Genomic DNA, 23,446 nt, shown 5'->3' on the forward strand with positions numbered 1-23,446 from the left:
AGGATTTATACTCGGTGTGTAGTCAACAATTAACGAGGGGAGATAACTTGCATGAATCAAAGTTACAGTACTTTTTTTAAGGTAGACCAAAGCCCCGAAGAAGTCTTCGCCGCCATCAATAACGTCCGCGGATGGTGGTCAGAGGAAATTGAGGGCACTACCGACGAACTCGGTGAATTTAAGCACCACTACCAAGATATTCACCGCTGCACCATCCAAATCACCGAGCTTGTTCCAGGTAAAAAGGTTGTTTGGCACATTACAGATAACTACTTTAACTTCGTAAAGGACAAGAGCGAGTGGAAGGATACCGACATTGTTTTTGAAATCGCCAGGAAGGACGGCAAAACAGAAGTTCGATTTACACACGTAGGCCTCGTTCCCGCGTATGAGTGCTACACCGTCTGTACGGACTCCTGGGGCATCTACATAAACGGCAGCCTTCGCGACTTGATCACCAAGGGCAAGGGCCAGCCCAACCAAAGCGAGCAAATTGCAAACAAACACGGCATAGAGAACTCTTAGAAACCCCATGCCATAGACCGAAGCTCGGCGCTTAGCAACCGAGGCTTTGCCAAGAGATTGCGCTGCCTCTTCTGAAAGCGTCGAGCAAAGTATTAGCAATAGTCAATGCAGACTCCTGCGGGTTTCTCCCCCCAAAAAACGTTACCGTTACTTATGGTACGGTTCACAGTACATCATCTTAACCTATCGAACCCGTCAGCGTAATCGTTCCTCACAGCTTCATCCAGAGTAATTAACGAACACCTGTGTCTTTCTCCCAATTTCTATTCGCTCCGTAAATTTGCCTCCGGTGTATTCATCTATTGTTTTTTTCCAAAAATGTTGCGCAGGCTTGTTATTATCTATTTGGTATACTTCCCATTGCCCCTTATGCATTTGAAATATTTCTTTTGCTACTTGTTTACCTAACCCTGTTCTCCGATATCTTTTCAGAATAAAAAACTCAGCAATCGAAAAGTAGGAGTCATCTTCTTCTCTACTTATCGATTTGACTAGGACGAATCCAGCAATTTTCCCATCAAGCCATATTAAATATGGAAACCTAGCGTCATCTGTCCAGTATTCGTTTATTGGATATTCACCATATCTCCCGTTATCTTCAATTTGTAGCTCCATAAACTCAGAGAAATCATAAATATAGAATTGCATAAGGTTGCTGAGTGTTTCCTTTTCATCCACGGTCGCTCTCTTAATTTCATAGTTCTTCAAAAAAACACCCCTTTACCGCATATAGGTTAACTGCAAAGAAAAAACAACGCTGCAGGTCTCATCATAGCTGCCACAGCGTTGTTTTCGTCTTATTCCTCTACGATTGCCACGGGACGAGCCCAACCTGCACTCGCTTTTTCCACTTTGACCGGAAAGCAGCAGACCTTGAAGCCGAACGGTTTCGGAATAAGCTCCAAATTGGCCAGCTTCTCGATCTGGCAATATTCCCGGTCCTTGCCAATATAGTGTGCCGCCCAAAGGACGCCGTCCTTCGGCTGCTGCTTGTAGGCTTCTGCCTGTAGGTTGAGCGGGATGTCCCAGCCCCAGCCGTCGGTGCCAACTACCTTGATGCCTTGATCCAGCAGCCACAATGTGGCTTCTGCTGATACGCCGGCGTGAAGGAACGCATAATGCTCGTGATACAGACGCTTATCCGCATCGCATCGGATGAGCACGATATCAAGCGGCTTGAGCCTATATCCGATGCGGTTCAACTCCGCGGCAAGATCGTCCGATGTTATCTCATAGCCGGGTGGCTTCGAACTGAAGTCGAGCAGTATGCCGTCGGAATAAAACCAATCTAACGGTAGCTCGTCAATCGTTCTAGCAGGTTTCCCTTCCGAGGTCGGCCAGTAGTGCCAAGGTGCGTCAATATGTGTGCCCGAATGCGTGTTGAGCGTCACGGTTTCCGTTGCCCATGCCTTGCTTTCAGGAAAATCGTCCGGTTTCAGACCAAGCACCGCAGCCGCTTGTAGAGCACCATCGCTATGGCTCGAATACTCGATCTTCGCAGCTAGCGGCTCGCGGATGGATGGGCTTATCGGCACGCTCAAATCGATGAGTTTCATCGCTTACCCCCTTTCACCTACGTTTCTCGTTTTAAAATATTTTCTTTCGATCATTATACTATATTGCACCAACCGGATAGCGGTCGATTATCCTAACCTGGCACGTTCGATCGGGATGAATCTACCGAGCAAACTGGGTAAAACTCCTCGAACAGCAAGTCCTAGTCACCTAGAAAACCTGGCTACGTCATGCTTTTGGCGGAGCCGCGGTTGCACTAATACTGGATAAGAATTTTATAAATTCTTATCTGTACAAACAAAAAAACGGGCAACCGCCACTATGGCGGTCCACCCGTCTCTGCTTCTTTTTTCTGGTTTATGATCTTCCTGTTTGCTCTTCCACTTGCTCCTCAGTCGCCTGTTCCTCCTGCAGTGTATGGTGCACCAGACTGAGCAGCAGCTTACCTGCGATCAGCATCGCGCGTTCATCGAAATCGAACTTCGGATGATGGTGCGGGAAGTTGGCAGCAGGGTCCTCCATTCCTGCTCCGGTGAAGAAAAAGGCGCCGGGCACATGCTGCAAATAATACGCGAAATCTTCTCCACCCATCATCGGCGGTGATTCTAAAACCTTGTCAGCGCCGAGGTCACGTCGTGCAATATCCATAAACAGCTCGGTTTCGACAGCATGGTTGACGACGGACGGATAGCCACGCACATACGTAAACTCCGCTTCCGCATGGTGCGCTTTGCAGACACCTTCGATGACGGCGCGCATCTCGGCCTCCATCAAATCTCTGACTTCCGCATCCAAGGTGCGCACCGTACCGGTGAACACCGCCTTGTCGGCGATCACGTTGCCTGCCTGCCCGGCGTGGAAGGAGCCGACCGATAAGACGGCGGGCTGCAGCGGATCGACTCTGCGGCTGACCAGCAGCTGGAGCTGGTTAATCACCTGCGTGGCGACGATGATCGAGTCGACGGTCTCATGCGGTGATGCCCCGTGTCCGCCTTTTCCGTGAATCGTCACCTCGAATCCGTCTGCCGCCGCCATGAGCGCGCCTTTGCGGCTACTCACCAAGCCAAGCGGCAGCATCGAGCCGACATGCGTGCCATAAATAACGTCGACGCCATCGAGGCAGCCGTCCTCGATCATGCCGATCGCTCCGCCCGGGTCCACTTCTTCCGCATGCTGATGAATCAGTACGACCGTGCCAGCCAGCTGTTCGCGCACCTCGGCAAGCACTTTCGCGACGCCCAGCAATGTCGCCGTATGGCCGTCGTGCCCGCACGCATGCATGATGCCCGGCACCTTCGACGCATAGGGGGCTTCTTTTTCATCCTGGATCGGCAGCGCATCAAAGTCCGCACGCAAGGCGACCGTTTTGCCGGGCTTTCCACCGCGGATGATCCCGACGACACCGCGTCCGCCGACGCCCGTCCGCACCTCGATGCCAAGCTCGGTCAATGTCTCCGCAATTTTTTTCGGTGTCTCCACTTCTTCGAAAGAAAGCTCTGGATATTGATGAAAATGCCTTCTCCATGTCACCATCTGCCCGTACTGCTCCTCTAGCTTCTGATGCCAGCTTGTCACCATCTAACCTCATCCTCCTTCGTATTTTTTCAACCTTGCGTGCTTATTGCTCAATATCCCACTCGTGGATGTTATACAGCATGCCATGCAATTTCGGCACTGCCCCTTTCACCTTTTTCGAGATGGCAAGTAGCGGTCTCTCCCCGTACAAGGTGAAGATCGGCAAGTCCTGTTGCAAAATTTCGCTGAGCTGGTTGTAGATCACATGCCGTCTACCTGGGCTCGCTTCTTTTTTCCCGCTCTCGATCAAGGAGTCCACCGTCGGATTGCTGTAGTTGGAAAAGTTGTAAGGCCCGCCAGTCTTATAATAGTTACTGACGTCTGGGTCCAAATAGAATGGCAGCCCGAGCAAAAGCAAATCGAATTCATGCTTTATCCCCTTTTGGATCAGCGTAGGCAAATCGTATTTGTTGATTTTCACTTTGAACCCCACCGCTTGCAGGTTTTCGGAAATGATGACTGCAAATTGCTCACGCGCTTTATTTCCGACCGGTACCGCTAGGTCAATCGGTTTATTCGCGTCCCAACCTGATTCACTGAGGAGCTGCTTGGCTTTTTGCGTGTCGTACGGGTAGTGCTTCACATCTTTGTTGTAATAAGGATGGACGGTGGTGTACGGGCCGTCCAGAACTTCCCCTGCGCCCTTCAGCAAATTGTCCACGATCATCTGGCGATTGATAGCATACGCGATCGCTTGGCGAACCTTGCGATCCGTTAGCGTCGACGAGTTGATGAACATCATTTGGGAATCGAACGGTTCGGCTGAGACTGTAGTGACATTGGACATGTTTTTCACTTTTTCATAATCTTCAATCGGAATGAAGCTGGTCTCCGGTTCATTCATCTGGATTTCTCCCGTTTGCAGCTGTGCGACAATATTTGTCGCAGGCATGATTTTAAAGATCAGCTTGTTCACCTTGGGTGCGCCGCGGTAATACGACTTGTTGGCTGCGAACTCCACGTACTGGTCTTTGACGAACTGAACGAGCGTAAACGCACCATCTGTCACATTCGGTTTTTGCATAAACGGATGCTGATGCAATTTTTCCGGCTCGACGTCTTTTAGCACATGCTTCGGCAAAAATCGGACCTCGGTGCCCAGCTTCTCTTTCATATAGTTCAAGTCAACTGGTTCTTTCGTGTGAACGCTCAATGTATGGGGATCAACGATTTTGATCCCTTTGATCTCGGCTTGCCCTTCCGGTAACTGGCCTGCATCGTTCAACCCGTCGATGACCGAGAGCGTCTGAATGCCGGTGCTGATGACTTTTGGATTGGCCATCAGCTGCAGCGTGAAGACCACATCATCGGCGGTAAACGGCTGACCGTCCGTCCAATTTGCCTTTGGATTCAGCTTGATTACGAAATTTTGGTTGTCAGTGGTCTCCATGCTGTCCGCTAGCTTGGGCAAAAACTTCATGTCTTCGTCCAGGTCCAGCAGCGTTTCGAACAGGATGGAGGAGAGCCGCATGGACGCCAGCTCCTTGCCATTGATCGGGTTCAGCGTTGCGGGCGGATTGTTGATACCCACAAAGATGGTTTTGTCCCCTCCGGCTGGGCTTGGCGTATTTGCAGGCGCACTATCTGTCGGCTGGGCCGCGTTGCTGCAAGCTGAAAGGGCAAATAGAGAGAGCAGGCTAATCGTCAGGAATCGTTTCTTGAATCGTCCTTTCATTCAGTACCTCCGTTGGATGTTATGAGAGACTTTTCGGGTCCATCGCGTCGCGCAACCCGTCGCCGATGAAGTTGATCGACAAGACGGCCAGCACGATCATCACGCCGGGTGGAACCCAAAGCCACGGCTGTGATGTCAAAACGGTCAGTGATTGCGCGTCTGTTAGCATGTTCCCCCAACTTGCCGTCGGCGGCTGCACGCCCAATCCGAGGAAGCTGAGCGCTGCTTCCGTCACAATCGCTCCGGCCATACCGAAGGTGGCATGAACCAAAATGGGTGCGAGAGCATTCGGCAAGATATGGCCAAACAAGATGCGTGGCGTGCTGAGCCCCAACACGACGCTTGCTTTGACGTAATCCATCTGCTTGAGAGAAAGGACGCTGCCGCGGACGAGGCGCGCGACAGACGGCCAGCCGAGAAAACCGAGGATCAAAATAACATTGGTCAGACTCGGTCCCAGCACGCTAACGGTGACGAGCATCACCATCAAGCTAGGAAACGACATGAACACATCGGTGACCCGCATGAACAGCATGTCGATCCACCCTCCAAAATAAGCGGAAACCGCTCCGAGCACCGTGCCGATCGCCACATAAATCAATACGGTGCCGATCCCGACCATAAGCGATACCCGTGCCGCGTAAACCAGGCGGCTGAGCACATCACGCCCCACTTGGTCTGTCCCCAACAAATGATCAGACGAGGGCGGTGCCGAAAACGAATCCGTCACATCATACGGGCTTTGCGGCACAATCCACGGGGCGAAAATGGCCACAAGCGCCAGCAAAAATAGGACGACTAGACCGGCTACCGCCATTTTGTGCCTGACGAAGCGCTTGACGATCATGCGAAAGTAGCTTTGATCGTGTCCCTTTTCAGGCAAAGCCGCTTCTGCCGGCTCATCGATTGGCGCCGATGCTTTGGGTGCGTGTAACTCTGCCATCGACAAGGTGATTCCTCCTTTTCCTATTGATACTTAATCCGTGGGTCTGCAATCGAATAGAAAATATCCGTCAACAGATTGGTAACCAAAACCATTATGGCAGCGATGAGATTGATTGCCATGAGAATCGGATAGTCGCGGGACATGATCGACTGAATCGTCAGCTGCCCCATCCCCGGCCATTGAAAAATCTGTTCGGTAATCACCGCACCGCCTAGCAGCATCGGTACTTCCAGCCCAATCACCGTGATGATCGGAATCAGTGCGTTCCGCAGGGCATGCTTGTTGGTCACGACGAATTCGCGCAGCCCTTTTGCCCGCGCCGTCCGCAAATAATCTTGTCCCAAAATCTCCAGCATGCTGGCCCGAACATAACGAATCATCTTCCCCGCAATCCCGATGGCAAGCACCACCACAGGTAAAATCAAATGCTGCACCCGATCGAGAAAGCCGCCGTCACTGCCCAAGGTCTTCATTCCGCCTGTCGGCAAAAGGGGGAATTGCAGCGAAAATACATAAATGAGACCGAGCCCCAGAAAAAAATTCGGGATGGAAATGCCGAGAAAGGAGAAGCCAGTTGTCGCATAATCGAGCGTGCTGTATTGTTTGGTTGCGCTTACAATCCCGAGCGGAATCATGATGAGGATCCCGACCAAGAGGGATAGTCCCATCAACAGCAAGGTCGGTCCCAACCGTTCTGCCAATATTTGCGAGACAGGTTCGAAGGAATTGTATGAAAACCCAAGATTGCCTTGCAGCAGGTTGCCGAGCCAATGGAGGTATTGCAGCCACAGTGGATCATTCAGCCCAAGCTGCTCTTTTCTCAGCTCGATCTGGTCAGCGGAGGTGTTCGGATCAATGAACATCTCCACCGGATTGCCCGGGGCCAAATAGATAATGAGGAAATTAAAAATAGTCACGCCAAACAAGACAGGGATGGCGATCAGAAGCCTTCGCACAATGTATGAAAACACGCTTTCACCTTCCTTTTCCGAAAGCTAATCATGGGCAAAGCACGCGACCGAATGGCCCGCTCCTTTTAAGAGCGGCTCCTGCTCACGACAGATCGCTTTGGCAATCGGGCATCGCGTATGGAATCTGCATCCGTTTGGCGGATTCGCAGGGCTGGGCACATCCCCCTGGATCACTATCCGATCCGTAGATCGCAGGTGTGGATTCGGAATCGGGTACGCACCGAGCAGCGCTTTCGTATACGGATGCCGGGGATTGCGAAAAATCTCTTCCGCTTTGGCAATCTCGACGATTTTACCAAGGTACATCACAGCGATCCGGTCGCAAATGTACTTGATTGCGCCTAAGCCGTGCGCAATGAACAAATACGTGAGCTGGAACTCCTTTTGCAAGTCCTTCAACAGATTCAAAATCTGCGCCTGGATCGAAACATCCAGTGCCGATACCGGCTCGTCGCAGATCACCAGCTTCGGGTTGAGTGAGAGTGCCCGGGCAATGCCGATTCGCTGTCGCTGCCCACCGGAAAATTCATGTGGATAGCGGTTCTTGTAGAAGGACGGTAGCCCGACGATCTCCATCAGCTGGTCCACCCGCTTTTGCACTTCTTCTCCCGTAAAAATACCGTGGACGACGAGCGGTTCACCCAATATATCTCGAATGCGCTTCCGTGGATTTAGAGAGGAGTACGGATCTTGGAAAATGATTTGCAAATCCCGCCGCATCTTTTTCATGTCCCGGGAGGAGTATTGGGAGATTTCTTCCCCCTGGAAAAAAAACTGCCCTTCCGTCGGCGTTTCCAGGCCGATCAACGTTTTGCCGATCGTCGATTTCCCGCATCCCGATTCCCCGACAAGCCCCAGCGTTTCTCCCGGATAAATCGAAAAGCTGACGCCATCGACCGCCTTCACATGGCCGACCGTGCGCTGGATGATCCCTTTTTTGATCGGATAATACGTTTTCAGATGCTCTACCTGCAAAAGAGGACTAGGTGCCCGCATTTCGGAATTTCTCATTCGCGCCTCCATTTCCCATGCCGATTTCTTCCTTTGCTCCATCCATCAGCCAGCACCGCACCTGATGGCCTTCCCCACTTGCAAATAACGGCGGCTGTTCGCTCTTGCATCGCTCGCTCACATGCTCACATCGCGTGTGAAAACGGCACCCTTTTGGCATGCGGTGAAGAGATGGCACCGTGCCCGGTATCGAGGCCAGCCTCTGGTCCTCTTCATATTCCAAATGAGGAATCGATTCCATCAGCCCGATCGTGTACGGATGCTTCGGATGGTCGAATAGCGTAAAGACATCCGCTTCCTCGACGACCTGTCCGGCATACATCACGATCACTTTGTCCGCCATCTCCGCAATCACGCCCAAGTCATGTGTGATCAGCATGATGGCTGTTCCTGAGTCTTGCCGCATTTTTTTCATCAGCTCAAGGATTTGCGCCTGGATCGTCACATCCAAAGCGGTCGTTGGCTCATCGGCAATGAGCAGCTTCGGCTTGCACGAGAGCGCCATTGCGATCATGACGCGCTGTCTCATCCCTCCTGATAAAGCGTGGGGATACTCCTCCATGATCGATTCTGCACGCGGGATGCCTACTTTTTTCAGCATCTCGATCGCATATTGCTTGGCTTCCTTGTTCGTCAGCTTCAGGTGGAGCTTGATTCCTTCGATCAGCTGGTCGCCGATGGTGAACACGGGATTGAGCGAGGTCATCGGCTCCTGAAAAATCATTGAGATTTCATTCCCGCGAATCGCACGCAGCCGGTCATCCGGCAATTGAGTCAGGTCGAGACCGTTAAAGTGAATTTCGCCCCGTTTAATTCTGCCGTTTTTGCCGAGAAGGCGCATGATGGACAAGGACGTTACGCTTTTACCGCAGCCCGATTCGCCGACGATGCCGATCGTCTCTCCACTTTTCAGCTCGAAGCTGATATTGTCGACAGAGACAACCTCACCGTGATCGGTGCGAAAAGCGGTTTGCAGGTTAACGATTTCTAGCATAGTTACTTCCATCACCGCCATTTTGTTTTTTGGTAAATTCCCTATTTTCTGATATTACTTTCATGAATGCCCCCTTACATCTCTTTGGTTTCTTACATTTAACTATAAACAGGGGGATGCGGGTAGGCATGCCCCTTTACATTTGGTATCCTCCCTTGTGCTCTTTTGGGGCGCCTTCTGCCAAAAGGTATCATTTTTTAAGAAACAGGTCATTATTCGAGAAAAAACGGCTTTCGGCGCAGGTTTCAGCCTCAATTTGTAGACAGGTGAAAAACGCGGGTATTATAATGTGTAAAAAAATTCTCATAATTACACGCGAGGGAGACGGCACATGTATAAACTGTTAATCGCTGATGATGAGGATGAAATCAGAAACGGCCTTAGCCACTACTTCCCTTGGAATGAAGTTGGTTTCGAGGTTTTTGGACAAGCCGCCAATGGCCGCGACGCCCTCCAGTTCATGGCCCAGCACCCGGTCGATGTCCTTCTTTGCGACATCCGCATGCCAATCATGACCGGCATCGAGGTCGCCCGCGAGCTGAGCCAGCAAAAATCGCCGACCACCATCATTTTTTTGAGCGGGTTCAAAGAGTTCGACTATGCCCAGCAAGCGCTCATCTATGGCGTGAAAAATTATATCCTCAAGCCGACCAAATACAGCGAGCTGCTGAACGTTTTTACGACCGTAAAGGAGCAGCTGGATGAGCGGCAGGCAACATCCATGCGCTTCCCCCCGTCACCACCTGCCGCGGGGGCTGGCTTGGATGAGGATAGCGCCCTGCTTTCCGACAAAATCATCGCCCGGATCAAACGGTATGTAGCGGAGCATTACAAAGACGCGAGCTTGGAAGGCGCGTCCCAGCTGGTGCATATGAATCCGCACTACATCAGCAAATATTTCAAAGAAAAAACAGGGGAAAACTTCTCCGATTTTTTGCTCAAGGTGAAAATGAACAAGGCAGCCGAACTGCTGCAGGAGATGAATTACAAGTTTTATGAGATAAGCGAACTGGTAGGCTACAGCAACGCCAAAAACTTTACGAGAGCATTCCGGAAATTCTACGGCAAAAGCCCGCGCGAATACCGGAACACAGAATGAAGGAAACCGGATGAAATCAATTTACCGCGCGTTTTTTGTGAAAAACCTGATGACGTTCCTACTGCCCATGCTGATCCCCATTATCGTCCTGGGTGCGCTGTCCACCTATCTGATCCATCAGCACATCAAGGAAGAGATCAACCATAACCATATGGATCTCTTGAAGCAGACAGAAGAGAACATGGAGCTGATGCTCAACGAGCTGGATTCGCTGAACTTGCAAATCGTTGCGAGCGCCACCCAGTTTGTCCACCTGCGGACGATGATGACGAAGCGCTGGCTCGACCATAACGATTTTGTGGAGCTGGCCGCGCTGAAAAACTTCATCGATTCGCCCGCGATCGCACGCTCCTACATCGATTCCATCTACATTTATATCGAAAACGACCGCCACCGTTTTTTGACCTCCACCACCGGGGGACTGATGGAGCTAGGCGATTTTTACGACCGCTCCTGGTATGAAAGCTTTGTCAGCCATCCGGACAAGGAGCAGGTCTGGACGGAAGCGCGGACGATCGAGAAAGTATTCGACCGCTATTCGCCCAAGCCGACCCACCTGATTACGATGTACCGCAAAATCTCGGTAGCCGCTGACAATGACGGCGTCATCGTGCTCAACATCAACACCGACTACATCAAAAACTATTTGGCCAGCCTCTCCTCCATGAAAGGGCAGCAGGTGCTGATCGTGGACAAAAACAATGACGTCCTGTTCAGCGATGACAAAATCGATTTGGGCCGCGATGTCATCCAGCAAATCGTGTCGCAGCGCAGCTCGTTTTTTCCGCTAGACTTGGGCGATAAATCGTTCATCATCTCCAAGCTACCGTCCGACAAATACGGCTGGACCTTCATTTCCATTACGCCCAAGGATGCGTTATACGAAGTGCCGACCCGACTCAGCATGGTTGCGCTACAGCTTTTAGGTGTCTCCATCGTAATCGGCATGCTGCTTGCCTACTATTTGACGCAAAAAAACTATGCCGATGTGAAGGCGATCATCACGACCTTGCACTCTGCCGAAAATGGTAAGGCGCTACCGCCGCTGCCGTCCCGGGTAAAAAACGTGTACAGCTACATCATCCACCGGATTTTGCAAAATTTCATGGAGCACAATTATGTCAAAGTCCAGCTGTCCGAACGCAAATACAAGGCGCAGGCCATGGAGTTCGCAGCACTGCAGTCGCAGCTGAACCCGCACTTTTTGTTCAACACGCTAGAAACGATCAACTGGAAGGCGATCAGCATGACGGGACGCCCCAATGAGCTGAACCATATGGTCGAAAACCTTGCCGACATTTTGCGCTACTCGCTCGATGACCAGAACAAGATGGTGATTTTGCAAAAAGAATTGATTTACACCGAAAGCTATCTCAAAATCCAGAAGGTGCGGTATCGGGACAAATTCGACGTGATCTGGGCGTATGACGACGAGGTCAAGAAATACCACGTCATGAAGCTAATTTTGCAGCCGATCTTGGAAAATTGCTTGTATCACGGCATCAAAGAAAATGAAAGATGCCTGATCAAGATCAAAATCAGGACGACACCCGCCTTTTTGCACATCTCGGTCATCGACAACGGGATCGGGATCAAGCCTGAGAAACTGGCGGAGATTCGCGAGCGGCTGGAATCCAACGTCGATCAAACGCGCCACATCGGTCTGCACAACACGCACAAGCGACTGAAGCTGACTTACGGGGAGCCTTACAGGTTGGCGATGCGCAGCAAATACGGATGGGGGACGGCGGTTCATCTGTCGATCCCGATCGACTAAGCATTAACAACAAAAGCAGTCTGCGACGAGTTGATGTCGTCACGGACTGCTTTCTTTTTATTCAATGATACTGGCCGGAAATGTGTTCATCCGTATCTTTCAGCATTTTGGAGAAGATGACGATTTGCCCCGCATGATAAGCGTAATGAGCCGCGACTTGCACGAGCAGCTGGCTGATTTCCCGCACGTCATGCGTTTCACCCTCTGCCGCCGTCACCCTGTGCATCCTGTTCCAATCCTCAAGCGCGAAATGGATGCGCACTTCCCTTTGCAGATCCTCGGTGGACAGAGCGCTCAGCACCCGTTCCGACTCCGCTCGCGTGTCGGTTAAAAGCCCGATCAATTCATCTTTTGTCGTGCCGCCTACGGAAGCGAACTCTTGCGTGCGTTCCCGGATGAATGGATTGCCGCCGATCGCGCTGACGAAGTTCTGGTATTCATTTCCCGCCAGGTGCAAACAAAGATTGCCGATGCTATTCATGGAAGCTTTCGGTTTCGCCCAAACCAGCTCATCATCAAGTGGCTCGATGCTTTTGACGATGCGGGCGAGCGATTTATTCATGTCATCCAGCACATGCTTGATCAATTTTGCCACAGCGAACATCCCCTCTCATTTTTCCAAACGCTCGTAGACGCGGAACACATAGGCATACGGGTTCTCTTCGTCGGTGATCCCCTCTACAGCTGAAACCTCTTTCCACGCTTCCAGATCATACTCGGGAAAATGCGTATCGCCCTCGAACTCATGATCGATCGTCGTGATGTAGAGCTTGTCGGCAAGCGGCAAAAACAAGCGGTAAATCTCTTCCCCGCCGATCACGAAAGCCTCCTGCTCGCCCCACACGAGCGCCAGCGCTTCCTGCGCAGTATGTACGACGTCGCAACCAGTAGCTTCATAGCTTTCATCCCGGGTCAAGACGATATTTCGTCTGCCTGGCAGCGGCCTGCCGATCGACTCATAGTTTTTTCTACCCATGATAATGGGGTGCCCCATGGTGACCTCCCGAAAATACGCTTGGTCTCGCGGCAGCTTCCAGGGAATATCGTTGTCCTTGCCGATTACACGGTTCTTGTCGAATGCGACAATCATTGATAGTTTCATAGGCTATCCTCCTCTCACATGACGTACGTCCCGCTGCAGTTTCTTTTGATTTGATTGTACACGGTTTGGGGCTGGCAAGAAATGCAGAATTCGGATTATTGCTTGTCACGGCCGATAAACGCATAAGAGAGCAGTCCGCCCGCCAGCAGGATGAGGCTAGTAGCGAACAGCGCAGCATGGAATCCGGCAAGGAAAGAACCAGTTGCCTCAAGAAGCGCACCTGTTAGCGCAACGCCAAGCACAGCGCCCAGCTGCCTACTCGAATTGAGCGCACCGGAAGCGGTCCCGGCCAGTTCTTTAGACACGGCCGAAATAACGGCTGCCATCAGCGCCGGAATGGTGAATGAAACGCCGAACCCGATGAAGAGCAGCGCGGGAATCAAAACGGGATAGATCGTGTCAGTTCCGTGCCCTTTACGGCAAATTCGTCGGCGACGCCTGGTGGATGGCACTCATCGATGAATTGCATGAATGCAGCGCAGAATTCAGGGAATGGTGGCCGCGACACGATGTGTTGGATGGCCCCGAAGGCCGGAAGATCAATTACGATCCGACCGCCGGGATACTCGTATTTGAACAGCTTTCGTTTCACGTCGCAGGCTCAACCGATCTTACTGTCACGATCAATATGCCGACCAACGAATTCGATACCAAATCCAAGCTGGCCGTGCTTCTCGCGCAAACCTCGCCGTAAAACACGGGCTCGAATCATTCCGCTTTCTTTTTCACAACCGGAATCCAAATCTCGCTTTTGAACACGGGCGAGGTTACGTCTTTTCCCTCATTCCACAATAGTTCCGGTCCTTGTGCCACCTCATAGCCTGACGTAGGGAACCATTCGGCGTAGATGCGTCCCCACACGTTTTGCAGCGTCTCGGGAAACGGCCCGATCGATTCAAATACCGCCCAGGTGCCGGCAGCAACTTCCAGCTGGGCCAGATGCTCCGGGCACGCTTTGGTTGTGGCAGCACCGATATAATGGTCGAATTCACCCTTTTCCTCCATGCGGCCCTCCGCAAAATTCGTCGAGGCGCTGATCAGGCCCGATGGCTCGATGTCGGACAGCTGCTTCAGCTGCGCGATCGCTGCCTCGTCGAGCGATTGCCACATCGCGGCGATGTCCGGGTTGACCCCGTGGAAGATGATCGGCACTCTTTTTTTGATTCCAACGATACGAAATGCGTCTTTTTCAACAATCCGATAGTTCATTTCACTGCCTCCTTTGATTGCGAGCTGAAAGGTCATGGGCGGATACGCTTTGAGCGGGCGGCCACTTGCCCTTGCCATCGCTGGCGTCACGTTGTGCAGCTGTTGAAAGGCCCGGGCAAACGAATCAGCGGAGTTGTAGCCGTATTTAACGGCGATATCAATAACCCGCAGGTCGGTATGCTGCAGGTCGAACGCCGCCAGCGTCAACCGTCTGCGGCGGACGTACTCCCCGAGCGTGATGCCTGCCAAAAAGGAAAACATCCGGTTGAAATGATGCTCGGAGCACTGAGCGAGCCTCGCGAGCACTTTCCCCTCGATCTCCCCCGCAAAATTTTCTTCAATATAACGCATGGCCCGATTCATATTTGATAGCGAATCCATTTCCATCCCCCTTTCCTCATCCATAGCGTAGCAGAAGTGAAAAGAACCGATCTGACAGTTCCCGCACCATTTTTGCAGGGTCATCTATCAACGAAAAAAAAGCATCGGGAGGCGATTCTTCCGATGCTCTTTTCATTTGTTGCTATTCGGTCAGCTGCAGGAACTCTTCAACATCCTGAACCGTCAGCTTGACGGCTGCGCGCCAAAAATCTGGCTTGGTGATGTCGACATCCAGATGCTTCTGCGCCAGCTCTTCTACCGTCATGCGGGCTGTGTCGCGCAGCAGGTCGATGTATTTTTGCTCGAAGGAAGCCCCTTCGGACAGCGCGCGGGCATAAATACTCAGGCTGAACAAATAGCCGAACGTGTACGGGAAGTTGTAGAACGGGTACGTCGTAATGTAGAAATGCAGCTTGGAAGCCCAGAAATGCGGATGGTACTCGGACAGAGAGTCGTTGAACGCTTCCTTCTGCGCATCTTCCATCAGCTGGTTGAGCTTGGCTTTGCTGACGAGGCCTTTTTTGCGCTCGGCATAAAAGTTCTTTTCAAAAATCACCCGCGCCTGGATGTTCATGAAGAAAGCGACGGTTTGCTGAATTTTGTCCTCGAGGAGCGCGATCTTCTCTTCACGGCTTTCCGCACGCTTCACGGCCGCATCGGAGACGATCATTTCCGCGAAGGTCGAAGCGGTTTCCGCGACGTTCATCGCATAACCTTGCACCATTTGCGGCAAGTCGTTCATCACGTGCTGATGGTAGGCATGGCCGAGCTCGTGCGCCAATGTCGACACGTTGGAAGCGTTGCCTGCATAGGTCATGAAAATGCGCGATTGCTTGCTCACCGGGAAGCTGGTGCAGAATCCACCCGGGCGTTTGCCTGCGCGGTCCTCCGCTTCAATCCAGCGCTGCTCGAATGCTTTGCGGGCGAAATCCGCCATTTTCGGGCTGAATCGGCCGAACTGCTCGATGATGAAAGCGGCGCCTTCATCATAGGTGACCGTTTTGGTGACTTTGCCGACAGGCGCGGCGACGTCCACCCAGCCAAGCTTAGCCATGCCCAGCAGCTTCGCCTTGCGATTGAGGTATTGGACCAGCTTTTCCTTGCTTTCATTGATGGCGCTCCACATGGCATCCAGCGTCTGCTCGCTCATCCGATTGATGTCAAGCGGCTCCTTCATGATCGAATCCCAGCCGCGGTGACGGTACAGATTGAGGCGGAAGCCGCCGAGGTGGTTGAGCGCATGGGCGCACAGATCAGCTTCCTTGCCCCACGCCGCTTCCCATTTCGCGAACATCTCCTGGCGCACCGACATATCAGGCGAATGCATGACGTTGTCCGCTTGACCGACCGACAGCTGCTTCACTTTGCCGTCCGCTTCATGCGGGATGGCGATGCGTCCCACCACGGTGTTGTACAGATCCTGCCACGCATGATAGCCGTCGATAGCCAGATCGTTTGCCAAAATCTCCTGCTCAACCGGCAGCTTTTCCTTCGCGCGGCGGCGGCGTTCATTCAGCGGGAATGCGAGCGGCTTGATCGCTTCGTCTGCCACCAGCTTGTTCCATGCGTCTTCCGGCAATGCGAGCAGCTGCTCTTCCCAGATATTGATCACTGCGCCAAGCGCAGCCGACAGATTTTTGACCTGTCCAGAAAGCAGCTTGGCGGTCTCGTCATGCACGTTTTGCGCTGTCAGGCAGCTGACATACGCACCTGCCTCGCGCAATTGCGCCGAGGTGTTTTGGATCGAGGCCAACAGCTCACGCCAAACCGGCAACCGGTCTTGTTCCGTTGCTTCTTTTGCTTTATGTACTTGATCGCCCAACAGGCCGATGTTTTTTTCCAGCTGCGTTAAAAAAGCGGCGAATTCGGCTGATTCACTGCCCCCCGGGAAAATGGAATCCATGTTCCAGACGGGATTGTAGTGCGCTTGCATGAGCATTCCTCCTTTTGGTATCTCTTAGATTTTAAACCGATCGACCACCTCGCGTAAATCCAAAGCCATCTGGTTCAGCGATTCCGCCGATGCGGAGATCTCATCCATCGACAGACTCAGCATTTTTCCGGCATCGTCCACCTGTCCGGCATATGCGGAGGCGTTTTGGGCGATCCCCTCCATCTCTTGGATGCATGCCGCCACCTCCGACGAGCCATCCGATAAGCGGGCGGTTACGGCGGTCACTTCCTCGATCTGCCGTCTCACCTGCCGCGATGCCTGCACGATGCTGGAAAAAGCCCCACCTGCCTCATTCACAGCCAGCTTGCCCAAATGGATTTCCTGCGATACGAACTCCATTTCTTCGCTGGCACTGTAAGCGGTCTCATTCATTTCAAGCATCAAACGCGAGATTTGAGCGGAAAACAGCTTTGATTGCTCCGCCAGCTTTCGCACCTCATCCGCAACGACAGCAAAGCCCCGGCCGTGCTCGCCTGCCCGCACTGCTTCAATCGCCGCATTCAAGGCAAGCATGTTGGTTTGTGCCGCAATCCCGGCGATTCGCTCCAAAAACTGCGTGATCTCCTGCGAGCGCGCATGCAGCTGTGCAATGACCTGCGCGGTACGCGTTGCCGATTGGCCAATCGACTCCATCTGCTGCGCTGCTTTGTCGACAGACTCCGCCCCTCGCTCCGCTTCTTGCGCTGACTGCCGCGAGCTGGTCAGCACGAGTCTTGTCTGTGCATCGATAAGCGTGATTCCGTCCACCAGCTGCGTGATGAAGCGGCTGCTCTCTTCTGCCATCTGCACCTGCTGCTTGGCCCCTTCCGCCATCGATTCGATCATCATCGCGACTTCTGCGGACGCCTCTGCGGATTGTTCGACGGTCGTCTCCAGCTCCTGGGAAGCACCTGACACTTGCAGGGCGCTGTCGTTTACCTGGTGGACGATCTCGCGCAGGTTGGCGATCATATCACCATAATGGCGGGTCAACTCGCCGATCTCATCGTTCGATTTGGCGATGAGCTGCTCACGCAAATCGCCGGTTGCTACAGTTCGGGTGGACTGGCTCAATCGTTTTAGCGGATTGGTTACGGATCGGATGATCAAATAGAGGATAACGGTAAACAAGAGTAGCAGCAAGATGGCGAGTATGAGAATCGAAGGCATTTGCTCCTGTGTTACAGCCGACACGATCTCCTGAATCTTGTCCGCAGGCATATCGATACAGAAGACGCCAATCACTTTCCCTTCCTTATTGATGATTGGAGAGCCTGCTGTCAGGAAGTCGCCGTATTTTTCATCATGCATGATTTCCGTACTTTCGCTGTTTCCCTGGAGGATGGAATTGACGAAGGAAACGGGTGTGACTTCGGTTGTCTCCCCGATCGGCGAGGCGACATCCGAACCATTGGGCTGCCCATCGACGAGCAAAACCGGCTTTCCTTCCGTATTGAGCCCCATCGTATACACATAAAGTGCACCCGTTTGCTGGCGGAATTGGTTCAGCTGATTGCGTAGCTGCCAATAGTTTTGGCTTTCACTCATTTCCTGCAAAAACGTCGCATACGTGTCAGCATCGAACTGTTTGGCCAAATGTGCACTCAAATCCTTGCTGTAATTTTCCACGGTACGTTGTGCTGCATTGGCGTTGCTTTTCATGATGGCATACACGTTAACCGCCATCAGAATGGTCATCATCGTTAGAATGGATACGATCAATTTCATCGCCAAACTTTTTCTCTTCACGAACAAACCCCCGCCATATGATTTTTTGGTAGTAAGCAAACGCGGCCCCACCATACATGTAAATAGAAAAAAAGCCAAAGGGGAAGGGCAATCCCGCTTTGGTTCTCACAGTCACTGCTATTCTTTTCTAGCAATTCACATGCCAATCGAATATTTCGCAAAAAGATCCGAAATTCGCTTTTTTCCAAATTAACATTATGCAAAATTGGATAATTTGTGCATTCCTGCATACTCACATTCATTTTTTGCCAGCAAGAGTCCTCCACTCCATTTTGCAAATTTGCAGCTTGCAACTTTCGCACTAGTTGCGAGATTGCCTCGGACGAGTCAGTGCCCAATATACGAGTGCGATACCGCTGACCGCTGCGCCCAGCAACGAAACTCCACCCCAGCCGAAATGTTCATAGGCCATGGTGGACGCGATCGATCCGGTCGCGCTACCAATGGAATAAAAAATCATGTAGCAGGCGGTCAGGCGACTGCGGGCTTCCGGCCGCACTGCCAAAATCATGCTTTGGTTGGTAACATGGACGGCTTGCACCGCCAGATCGAGGAGGATGACACCAACAGTCAATGAAAAAAGAGATTGCACCGCAAAGCTGATCGGCAGCCATGATACCAGCAGAAGAGCAAGAGCGATGCCCGTCGTCCGCTGACCCAGCCCGCGATCGGCAAGCCATCCCGCACGCGCCGCTCCTAGCGCCCCTGCAACACCGGCAAGCCCGAAAGCGCCAATTGTGGTATGCGAAAGCGACAGCGGTGGTGTGGACAACGGCAGCACAAGCGATGTCCATAAAATGCTGAATGCCGTGAAAATCAGCAAGGCGAGCACTGCGCGGATGCGGAGCACCGGTTCCTGCAAAAACAGCGTCCCGACTGAGCGCAGCAGCTGTGGGTAAGAGACCGCTGCCCGTTTCAAGTCATGTCGCGGCAAAGCTCGAAACAAGGCGATCGCCATCATAAGCGTCAATCCCGCGGAAACGAGGTAAACCAAACGCCAGCCACCTAGATCGGTGAGCACGCCCGCAACGGTTCGCGCCAACAAGATCCCAATGACGACGCCGCTTGTGACCATCCCCACCACGCTGCCACGATCAGCTGGCGATGCAAGCGACGCTGCATACGCCACAAGCGTCTGTGTGACGACGGCAAGCAAACCGATCGCGCCCATCCCGATCAGCAGAACGGAGCTGTCGGGTGCCATACCGACACTGATCAACGCCCCCACGGACAGGAGAAGCTGGCTTGCGATCAGGTGACGGCGGTTCAGCAGGTCGCCGAGCGGAACCAATAGCAGCAGGCCTGTTGCATAGCAAATTTGCGTGACGGTAATGACGACGCCGATCGAGGAGCGGCTCATCCCGAACTCATGCGTCAGCGCGTCGAGCAGTGGCTGGGCATAATAAATGTTGGAGACGGCGAGGCCGCAAGCGATGGCGAACAGTAGAACGGTATAGCGAGACAGCGATGAGCTCGGTGCAGACTCCCTGTTTGCCAACGCCGCTCCTTGTGCCTGCGTCACTCTCCCGCACACTGTCCCATTTTCCACACTCTTTTCCATCCTTCGCACCCCTATCCTGTTTTTCCGATCTTAATAATTTACCGATCGGTATGAAATGATGTTTGTAAATGTACCGCACACAAAACGTACCTGTCAATATCATTTTTTTGCTTATGGTCAGGTGCTTTCGCTTGATATTTGACAACAGATCATCATGCACACTACAATCATATCATACTGATCGTTACAAAAAGGGGTGCAATCTCAAATGGCCCGACCACGTGAGTTCGATGAAGAAAGCGCATTGCGCGCTGCGATGCACTTGTTTTGGGAAAAAGGATACGAGGCTACCTCGCTCGGTGAGTTGACGGCGCGAATGGGCATCCAGAAGCCGAGCATTTACGCCGCATTCGGCGACAAAAAGGAACTGTTCGAAGCGGCCCTCCGCCATTATACGCAATCCCACGCCTCCTACGTCCGCGCCAAGCTGCAAGCTAGTGCATCGGTAAAAGAAGCGTTTCGCTCCTATTTTGCGGGCGTCGCTGCGGATGAATATGGGCAAGGCACAAATCTGGGCTGTTTTTGCATCAACACCATGGTGGAGCTCGCTCCCCACGACGTGAAGTTCGAGGTTTTGACGCGGGAGCACCAGCTGTATTTGGCCGCATTGTTTCAAGAAACGATCGAGCGGGGCATCCGAACCGGCGAGTTGAAGGGTACGCTGAATGCCAAATCATTGGCTCAGGCGCTGGTGGTTTCGCTGATCGGCCTGACCGTCATGCTGAAATCGCGACCCGACCGGGCTTTCATCGAGCATTCGATAGATGTCATCCTCACCTTGCTCGACTAAACGGAACGTTGGTACAAAAAGCTGCCATGGACGATTGCACTCCATAGCAGCTATATGAAATTATGCCCCCGGCAAAAACGCATGGACAACACCCGCGAATTTGGCCGACACCGTGGAGTAGCCGATCCAGCATCCGTACCCGATCAAGACGATGCCGGATGCCACGGAGATGAGCCTTAGTCCGGCTGGCTTCACGAATGATTTGCCCAGTGACGACAGACCGGCGACGAACAGGTTCGCAAGCGCGATCCCGATGAAAATGAAGACGAGTAACACGGAAGGCGTCATCGCGTGCGACTGACCACCGCTGGGCAGCGAGCTATAAATGCCGGCCCAGAACACAAGGTTCAGCGGATTGGCAATCGCCAGGAGAAAGCCTGTCACGAAGGATCGCTTCTCCTTCCGTTGACTCGCCCCACTTACCGCAGAGACCGTATCTATCCGCGGCGGTTTGGTGCGGGCATTTTGGATACCGATCATAATCAGCATCAGCGCGCCGATGACCCCAAACACAAGCTGGGCAAGATCGGCGGCGAGGTACGTGCCCACGCCCACGTAAACGATGCTGAGGATGAGGAAATCCGCTGTCATGCCGCCAATCCCGACCAGCCATGAAGACAAGAATCCTTTCGTCACGCCTCGCTTAATCAGCTCGATGTTCACCGGTCCGATCGAGATCGCTAGGGTGACCCCAAAAATCAAATATTGCAATAACAGCCCCATGACGTTACCCTTCCAGCAATTCCAGAATGCCTTTCGTATCGATAACAGTAGCGAATTCCTCATGCAGGCTGACCAGTGCTAAACGATGGATGTCTTCAGCCGTATACTGTTTTCCGTCAAAGCTGACTCGCTCAAAGGTGGCCGTCGCATCAGACACGATGTATGGGGTGAAGCCGAGATTTTTCGCCATCCGAGTTGTCGTAGAAACGCAATGGTCGGTCGTCAGCCCGACAATGACCAGTGTCTCGATCCCCGCTTCCCGCAGGTGGCGTTCAAGGTCGGTCCCGATAAAGGCGCTGTTCACATTTTTCACCATGACCGGCTCACCGGGGAGCGGCGCGACGATGTCTTTGATATCGCGACCGGGATGATGCGGCAAGGAAGGGTTGCTGATATGCTGAATGTGAATGATCGGACGATTCGTCTCTCTCCATCTGTGCAGCAATGCCGCCATATTTTCTTCCGCGTGCGGATTGTTTCTGTTACCCAACGAAGGATCGTCGAAATGGTTTTGCACATCGATCAGCAGCAATCCAGTATTGGCTGAGAGTTTCATATGTATTCCTCCTGTTTGTGGTGAAGGTGGCTTGCGTCGCGCTACCTCCTTGCTACGATCATATGGTAGAATAAAGCATTAGTAAAATTGAATTAACTAAAACTAACATTCAGTTTTTCTGAAGAACCTACCGAACGGGGTGAGTCCTATCGAAATCCGTCAATTTCAATCGTTCAAAGCGGTTGTCGACCTGAACAGCTTCACAAAGGCAGCCAATGCCCTTCAATACTCGCAGGCTTCAATCACCTCGCATATTCAGCAGCTAGAAGATGAGCTGGGCGTTCCCTTGTTTGATCGCTTGGGCAAACAGATTCAGCTGACGGCGGCCGGTCAAGAGCTGTACCAGTACGTCGTCGAGCTCTTGACGTCCTATGCTAAAATCAAGCATATTTCCGCCACAGACGAGACGCTGAAAGGCGAGATTCGCATCGGGGCGTCCGAAACGATGACCGTCTACAAGCTAGGGACCGTGCTCGCTACCTATAAAAAACGGTACCCTGATGTCACCTTTTCTTTGATCGACGACTACTGCCAACAGCTTCGTGAACGGCTTCATACCGGCGAGCTGGACTTTGCGATCACGCTGGAGCCGAAAGTAAGCGACCCTCAGCTCACGACAGAAGTGATCGCCGAGGTACCGCTGGTCTTCATTGGTGAAAAGAACCATTCGTTTCAATCGATCGATGACATCAAGGACGAGTGCATCATTTTCAGCGAAGGAAACTGTGCGCTGCGGCGATTTTTTCAAGGGTATTTGACGGAGAAAGGCATTCCAACCGGCAACTACCTGGAGTTCAGCAGCATGGAGGCGATGAAGCGATGCGTGGCCAGCGGCTTGGGGATCAGCCTAATGCCTTCCATCAGCGTGAATGCGCTTGTTCAAGATCAACAGCTGAAGGTCATCGAGCCCGCTGCTGCTGACGAGCTGTTGTTTTTTGGGCAAATTTCTTATCATAAAAACAAGTGGCTGTCGAAGGCTCATTTGAAGTTTTTGGAGATGGTGTTGGAAGGGGCATAATTTTTGAAAGCGCGTTGCCCGCTGCTGCTGGGGAGGATTTTTGCAAGAAAGTTCCACGAAAGGCATGACTATGCCTGCTGGGGGTCGGGGTGAACGGCTTTCGCCCAAAAATGAAAACTGCGCCCCAAAGCCACACGCTGCGCGGCGGGTGTATCTCAGGGAGGATATGTGGCGCAAGGGCGTTTTCATTTTTGGGCGAAAGCCTGGATGGCATTGTCAGAGCCTTTCGTTACACTTTCTTGCAAAAATCTGGCGTGGCTGCTTTGGCAAAGCGCTTTTCATTGTTTATTTGGGATGGGGATGGAAAAGATATTTGAAAGAAAAAGCAGGATGCCT

The 23,446-nt window shown here is 52.4% G+C and carries 24 protein-coding genes; 7 read left to right on the forward strand and 17 right to left on the reverse strand.

What is annotated here, in order from left to right; all coding sequences use genetic code 11:
- The first annotated feature begins 51 nt into the window (after positions 1 to 51).
- On the forward strand, positions 52 to 525 hold the full coding sequence (locus EDM56_RS11705) for an SRPBCC family protein (RefSeq protein ID WP_122918077.1): 474 nt from the start codon (positions 52 to 54) through the stop codon (positions 523 to 525).
- Positions 526 to 744: 219 nt separating this feature from the next.
- On the opposite strand, the gene EDM56_RS11710 is transcribed toward EDM56_RS11705, so the two are convergent.
- From EDM56_RS11710 to EDM56_RS11745, 8 genes are all read right to left on the reverse strand, one after another.
- Positions 745 to 1,233, reverse strand: coding sequence for a GNAT family N-acetyltransferase (locus EDM56_RS11710; RefSeq protein ID WP_246009351.1), 489 nt, complete (start codon positions 1,231 to 1,233; stop codon positions 745 to 747).
- A gap of 89 nt (positions 1,234 to 1,322) precedes the next feature.
- Entirely contained in the window at positions 1,323 to 2,081 is a 759-nt protein-coding gene (locus EDM56_RS11715) for a cyclase family protein (protein ID WP_122918078.1), read from the reverse strand.
- Positions 2,082 to 2,397: 316 nt separating this feature from the next.
- Positions 2,398 to 3,618, reverse strand: a complete 1,221-nt coding sequence (locus EDM56_RS11720) for an amidohydrolase (protein WP_122918079.1) — start codon at positions 3,616 to 3,618, stop codon at positions 2,398 to 2,400.
- Positions 3,619 to 3,658: 40 nt separating this feature from the next.
- Entirely contained in the window at positions 3,659 to 5,290 is a 1,632-nt protein-coding gene (locus tag EDM56_RS11725) for an ABC transporter substrate-binding protein (protein WP_122918080.1), read from the reverse strand.
- Positions 5,291 to 5,309: 19 nt separating this feature from the next.
- Positions 5,310 to 6,233 (reverse strand): oligopeptide ABC transporter permease, encoded by a 924-nt coding sequence (opp4C, locus tag EDM56_RS11730; RefSeq protein WP_122918287.1) that lies wholly within the window; start codon positions 6,231 to 6,233, stop codon positions 5,310 to 5,312.
- 23 nt (positions 6,234 to 6,256) lie between these two features.
- Complete coding sequence (locus EDM56_RS11735) at positions 6,257 to 7,207, reverse strand: ABC transporter permease (protein WP_183192395.1); 951 nt, start codon at positions 7,205 to 7,207, stop codon at positions 6,257 to 6,259.
- Between the two features lie 24 nt (positions 7,208 to 7,231).
- On the reverse strand, positions 7,232 to 8,218 hold the full coding sequence (locus tag EDM56_RS11740) for an ABC transporter ATP-binding protein (protein WP_281274953.1): 987 nt from the start codon (positions 8,216 to 8,218) through the stop codon (positions 7,232 to 7,234).
- The gene (locus EDM56_RS11745; RefSeq protein ID WP_425456297.1) at positions 8,190 to 9,212 is read right to left on the reverse strand and encodes an ABC transporter ATP-binding protein; all 1,023 of its coding nucleotides are present in this window, start codon (positions 9,210 to 9,212) and stop codon (positions 8,190 to 8,192) included. Before EDM56_RS11745 ends, EDM56_RS11740 begins: the two co-directional genes overlap by 29 nt.
- Before the next feature lie 331 nt (positions 9,213 to 9,543).
- Between EDM56_RS11745 and EDM56_RS11750 the strand changes: the two genes are divergently transcribed.
- Together EDM56_RS11750 and EDM56_RS11755 are read left to right on the forward strand one after the other, a co-directional pair.
- The gene (locus tag EDM56_RS11750) at positions 9,544 to 10,311 is read left to right on the forward strand and encodes a response regulator transcription factor (RefSeq protein ID WP_122918082.1); all 768 of its coding nucleotides are present in this window, start codon (positions 9,544 to 9,546) and stop codon (positions 10,309 to 10,311) included.
- Between the two features lie 10 nt (positions 10,312 to 10,321).
- The gene (locus EDM56_RS11755; protein ID WP_122918083.1) at positions 10,322 to 12,088 is read left to right on the forward strand and encodes a cache domain-containing sensor histidine kinase; all 1,767 of its coding nucleotides are present in this window, start codon (positions 10,322 to 10,324) and stop codon (positions 12,086 to 12,088) included.
- Between the two features lie 61 nt (positions 12,089 to 12,149).
- On the opposite strand, the gene EDM56_RS11760 is transcribed toward EDM56_RS11755, so the two are convergent.
- The 3 genes from EDM56_RS11760 to EDM56_RS11770 form a co-directional block, all read right to left on the reverse strand.
- Positions 12,150 to 12,683: a DinB family protein gene (locus tag EDM56_RS11760; RefSeq protein ID WP_122918084.1), complete on the reverse strand. Its 534-nt coding sequence runs from the start codon at positions 12,681 to 12,683 to the stop codon at positions 12,150 to 12,152.
- A 15-nt stretch (positions 12,684 to 12,698) separates the two neighbouring features.
- Positions 12,699 to 13,190: a dihydrofolate reductase gene (locus EDM56_RS11765; RefSeq protein WP_122918085.1), complete on the reverse strand. Its 492-nt coding sequence runs from the start codon at positions 13,188 to 13,190 to the stop codon at positions 12,699 to 12,701.
- A gap of 95 nt (positions 13,191 to 13,285) precedes the next feature.
- Entirely contained in the window at positions 13,286 to 13,642 is a 357-nt protein-coding gene (locus EDM56_RS11770; protein WP_148040380.1) for an MFS transporter, read from the reverse strand.
- On the opposite strand from EDM56_RS11770, the gene EDM56_RS11775 reads away from it, so the two are divergent.
- On the forward strand, positions 13,636 to 13,884 hold the full coding sequence (locus tag EDM56_RS11775; RefSeq protein WP_122918087.1) for an MmyB family transcriptional regulator: 249 nt from the start codon (positions 13,636 to 13,638) through the stop codon (positions 13,882 to 13,884). The two genes, EDM56_RS11770 and EDM56_RS11775, sit on opposite strands and share 7 nt — an antisense overlap.
- A gap of 14 nt (positions 13,885 to 13,898) precedes the next feature.
- Here EDM56_RS11775 and EDM56_RS11780 read toward each other — a convergent pair whose 3' ends face one another.
- From EDM56_RS11780 to EDM56_RS11795, 4 genes are all read right to left on the reverse strand, one after another.
- Positions 13,899 to 14,780, reverse strand: a complete 882-nt coding sequence (locus tag EDM56_RS11780) for an AraC family transcriptional regulator (protein ID WP_122918088.1) — start codon at positions 14,778 to 14,780, stop codon at positions 13,899 to 13,901.
- A gap of 142 nt (positions 14,781 to 14,922) precedes the next feature.
- Positions 14,923 to 16,713, reverse strand: a complete 1,791-nt coding sequence (locus EDM56_RS11785) for a M3 family oligoendopeptidase (protein WP_122918089.1) — start codon at positions 16,711 to 16,713, stop codon at positions 14,923 to 14,925.
- A 24-nt stretch (positions 16,714 to 16,737) separates the two neighbouring features.
- Positions 16,738 to 18,462 carry a methyl-accepting chemotaxis protein gene (locus tag EDM56_RS11790; RefSeq protein WP_183192396.1) on the reverse strand — a complete coding sequence of 575 codons (1,725 nt, stop codon included), beginning with the start codon at positions 18,460 to 18,462 and terminating at the stop codon, positions 16,738 to 16,740.
- 301 nt (positions 18,463 to 18,763) lie between these two features.
- The gene (locus tag EDM56_RS11795) at positions 18,764 to 20,023 is read right to left on the reverse strand and encodes an MFS transporter (protein ID WP_122918091.1); all 1,260 of its coding nucleotides are present in this window, start codon (positions 20,021 to 20,023) and stop codon (positions 18,764 to 18,766) included.
- A 208-nt stretch (positions 20,024 to 20,231) separates the two neighbouring features.
- Between EDM56_RS11795 and EDM56_RS11800 the strand changes: the two genes are divergently transcribed.
- The gene (locus EDM56_RS11800) at positions 20,232 to 20,813 is read left to right on the forward strand and encodes a TetR/AcrR family transcriptional regulator (RefSeq protein WP_122918092.1); all 582 of its coding nucleotides are present in this window, start codon (positions 20,232 to 20,234) and stop codon (positions 20,811 to 20,813) included.
- Between the two features lie 60 nt (positions 20,814 to 20,873).
- Here EDM56_RS11800 and EDM56_RS11805 read toward each other — a convergent pair whose 3' ends face one another.
- Both EDM56_RS11805 and EDM56_RS11810 read right to left on the reverse strand, forming a co-directional pair.
- Entirely contained in the window at positions 20,874 to 21,536 is a 663-nt protein-coding gene (locus EDM56_RS11805) for a LysE family translocator (protein ID WP_183192397.1), read from the reverse strand.
- A gap of 4 nt (positions 21,537 to 21,540) precedes the next feature.
- Positions 21,541 to 22,092, reverse strand: a complete 552-nt coding sequence (locus EDM56_RS11810) for a cysteine hydrolase family protein (protein ID WP_122918094.1) — start codon at positions 22,090 to 22,092, stop codon at positions 21,541 to 21,543.
- A 139-nt stretch (positions 22,093 to 22,231) separates the two neighbouring features.
- Here EDM56_RS11810 and EDM56_RS11815 point away from each other — a divergent pair, with 139 nt between their 5' ends.
- A complete protein-coding gene (locus tag EDM56_RS11815; RefSeq protein ID WP_246009352.1) occupies positions 22,232 to 23,110 on the forward strand; it encodes a LysR family transcriptional regulator in 879 nt (292 codons plus the stop codon).
- 89 nt (positions 23,111 to 23,199) lie between these two features.
- Entirely contained in the window at positions 23,200 to 23,427 is a 228-nt protein-coding gene (locus tag EDM56_RS31170) for a hypothetical protein (protein ID WP_148040381.1), read from the forward strand.
- The last annotated feature ends 19 nt before the right edge of the window (positions 23,428 to 23,446 follow it).

This window comes from Brevibacillus fluminis, assembly GCF_003710825.1.
GTDB lineage: Bacteria > Bacillota > Bacilli > Brevibacillales > Brevibacillaceae > Brevibacillus_D > Brevibacillus_D fluminis.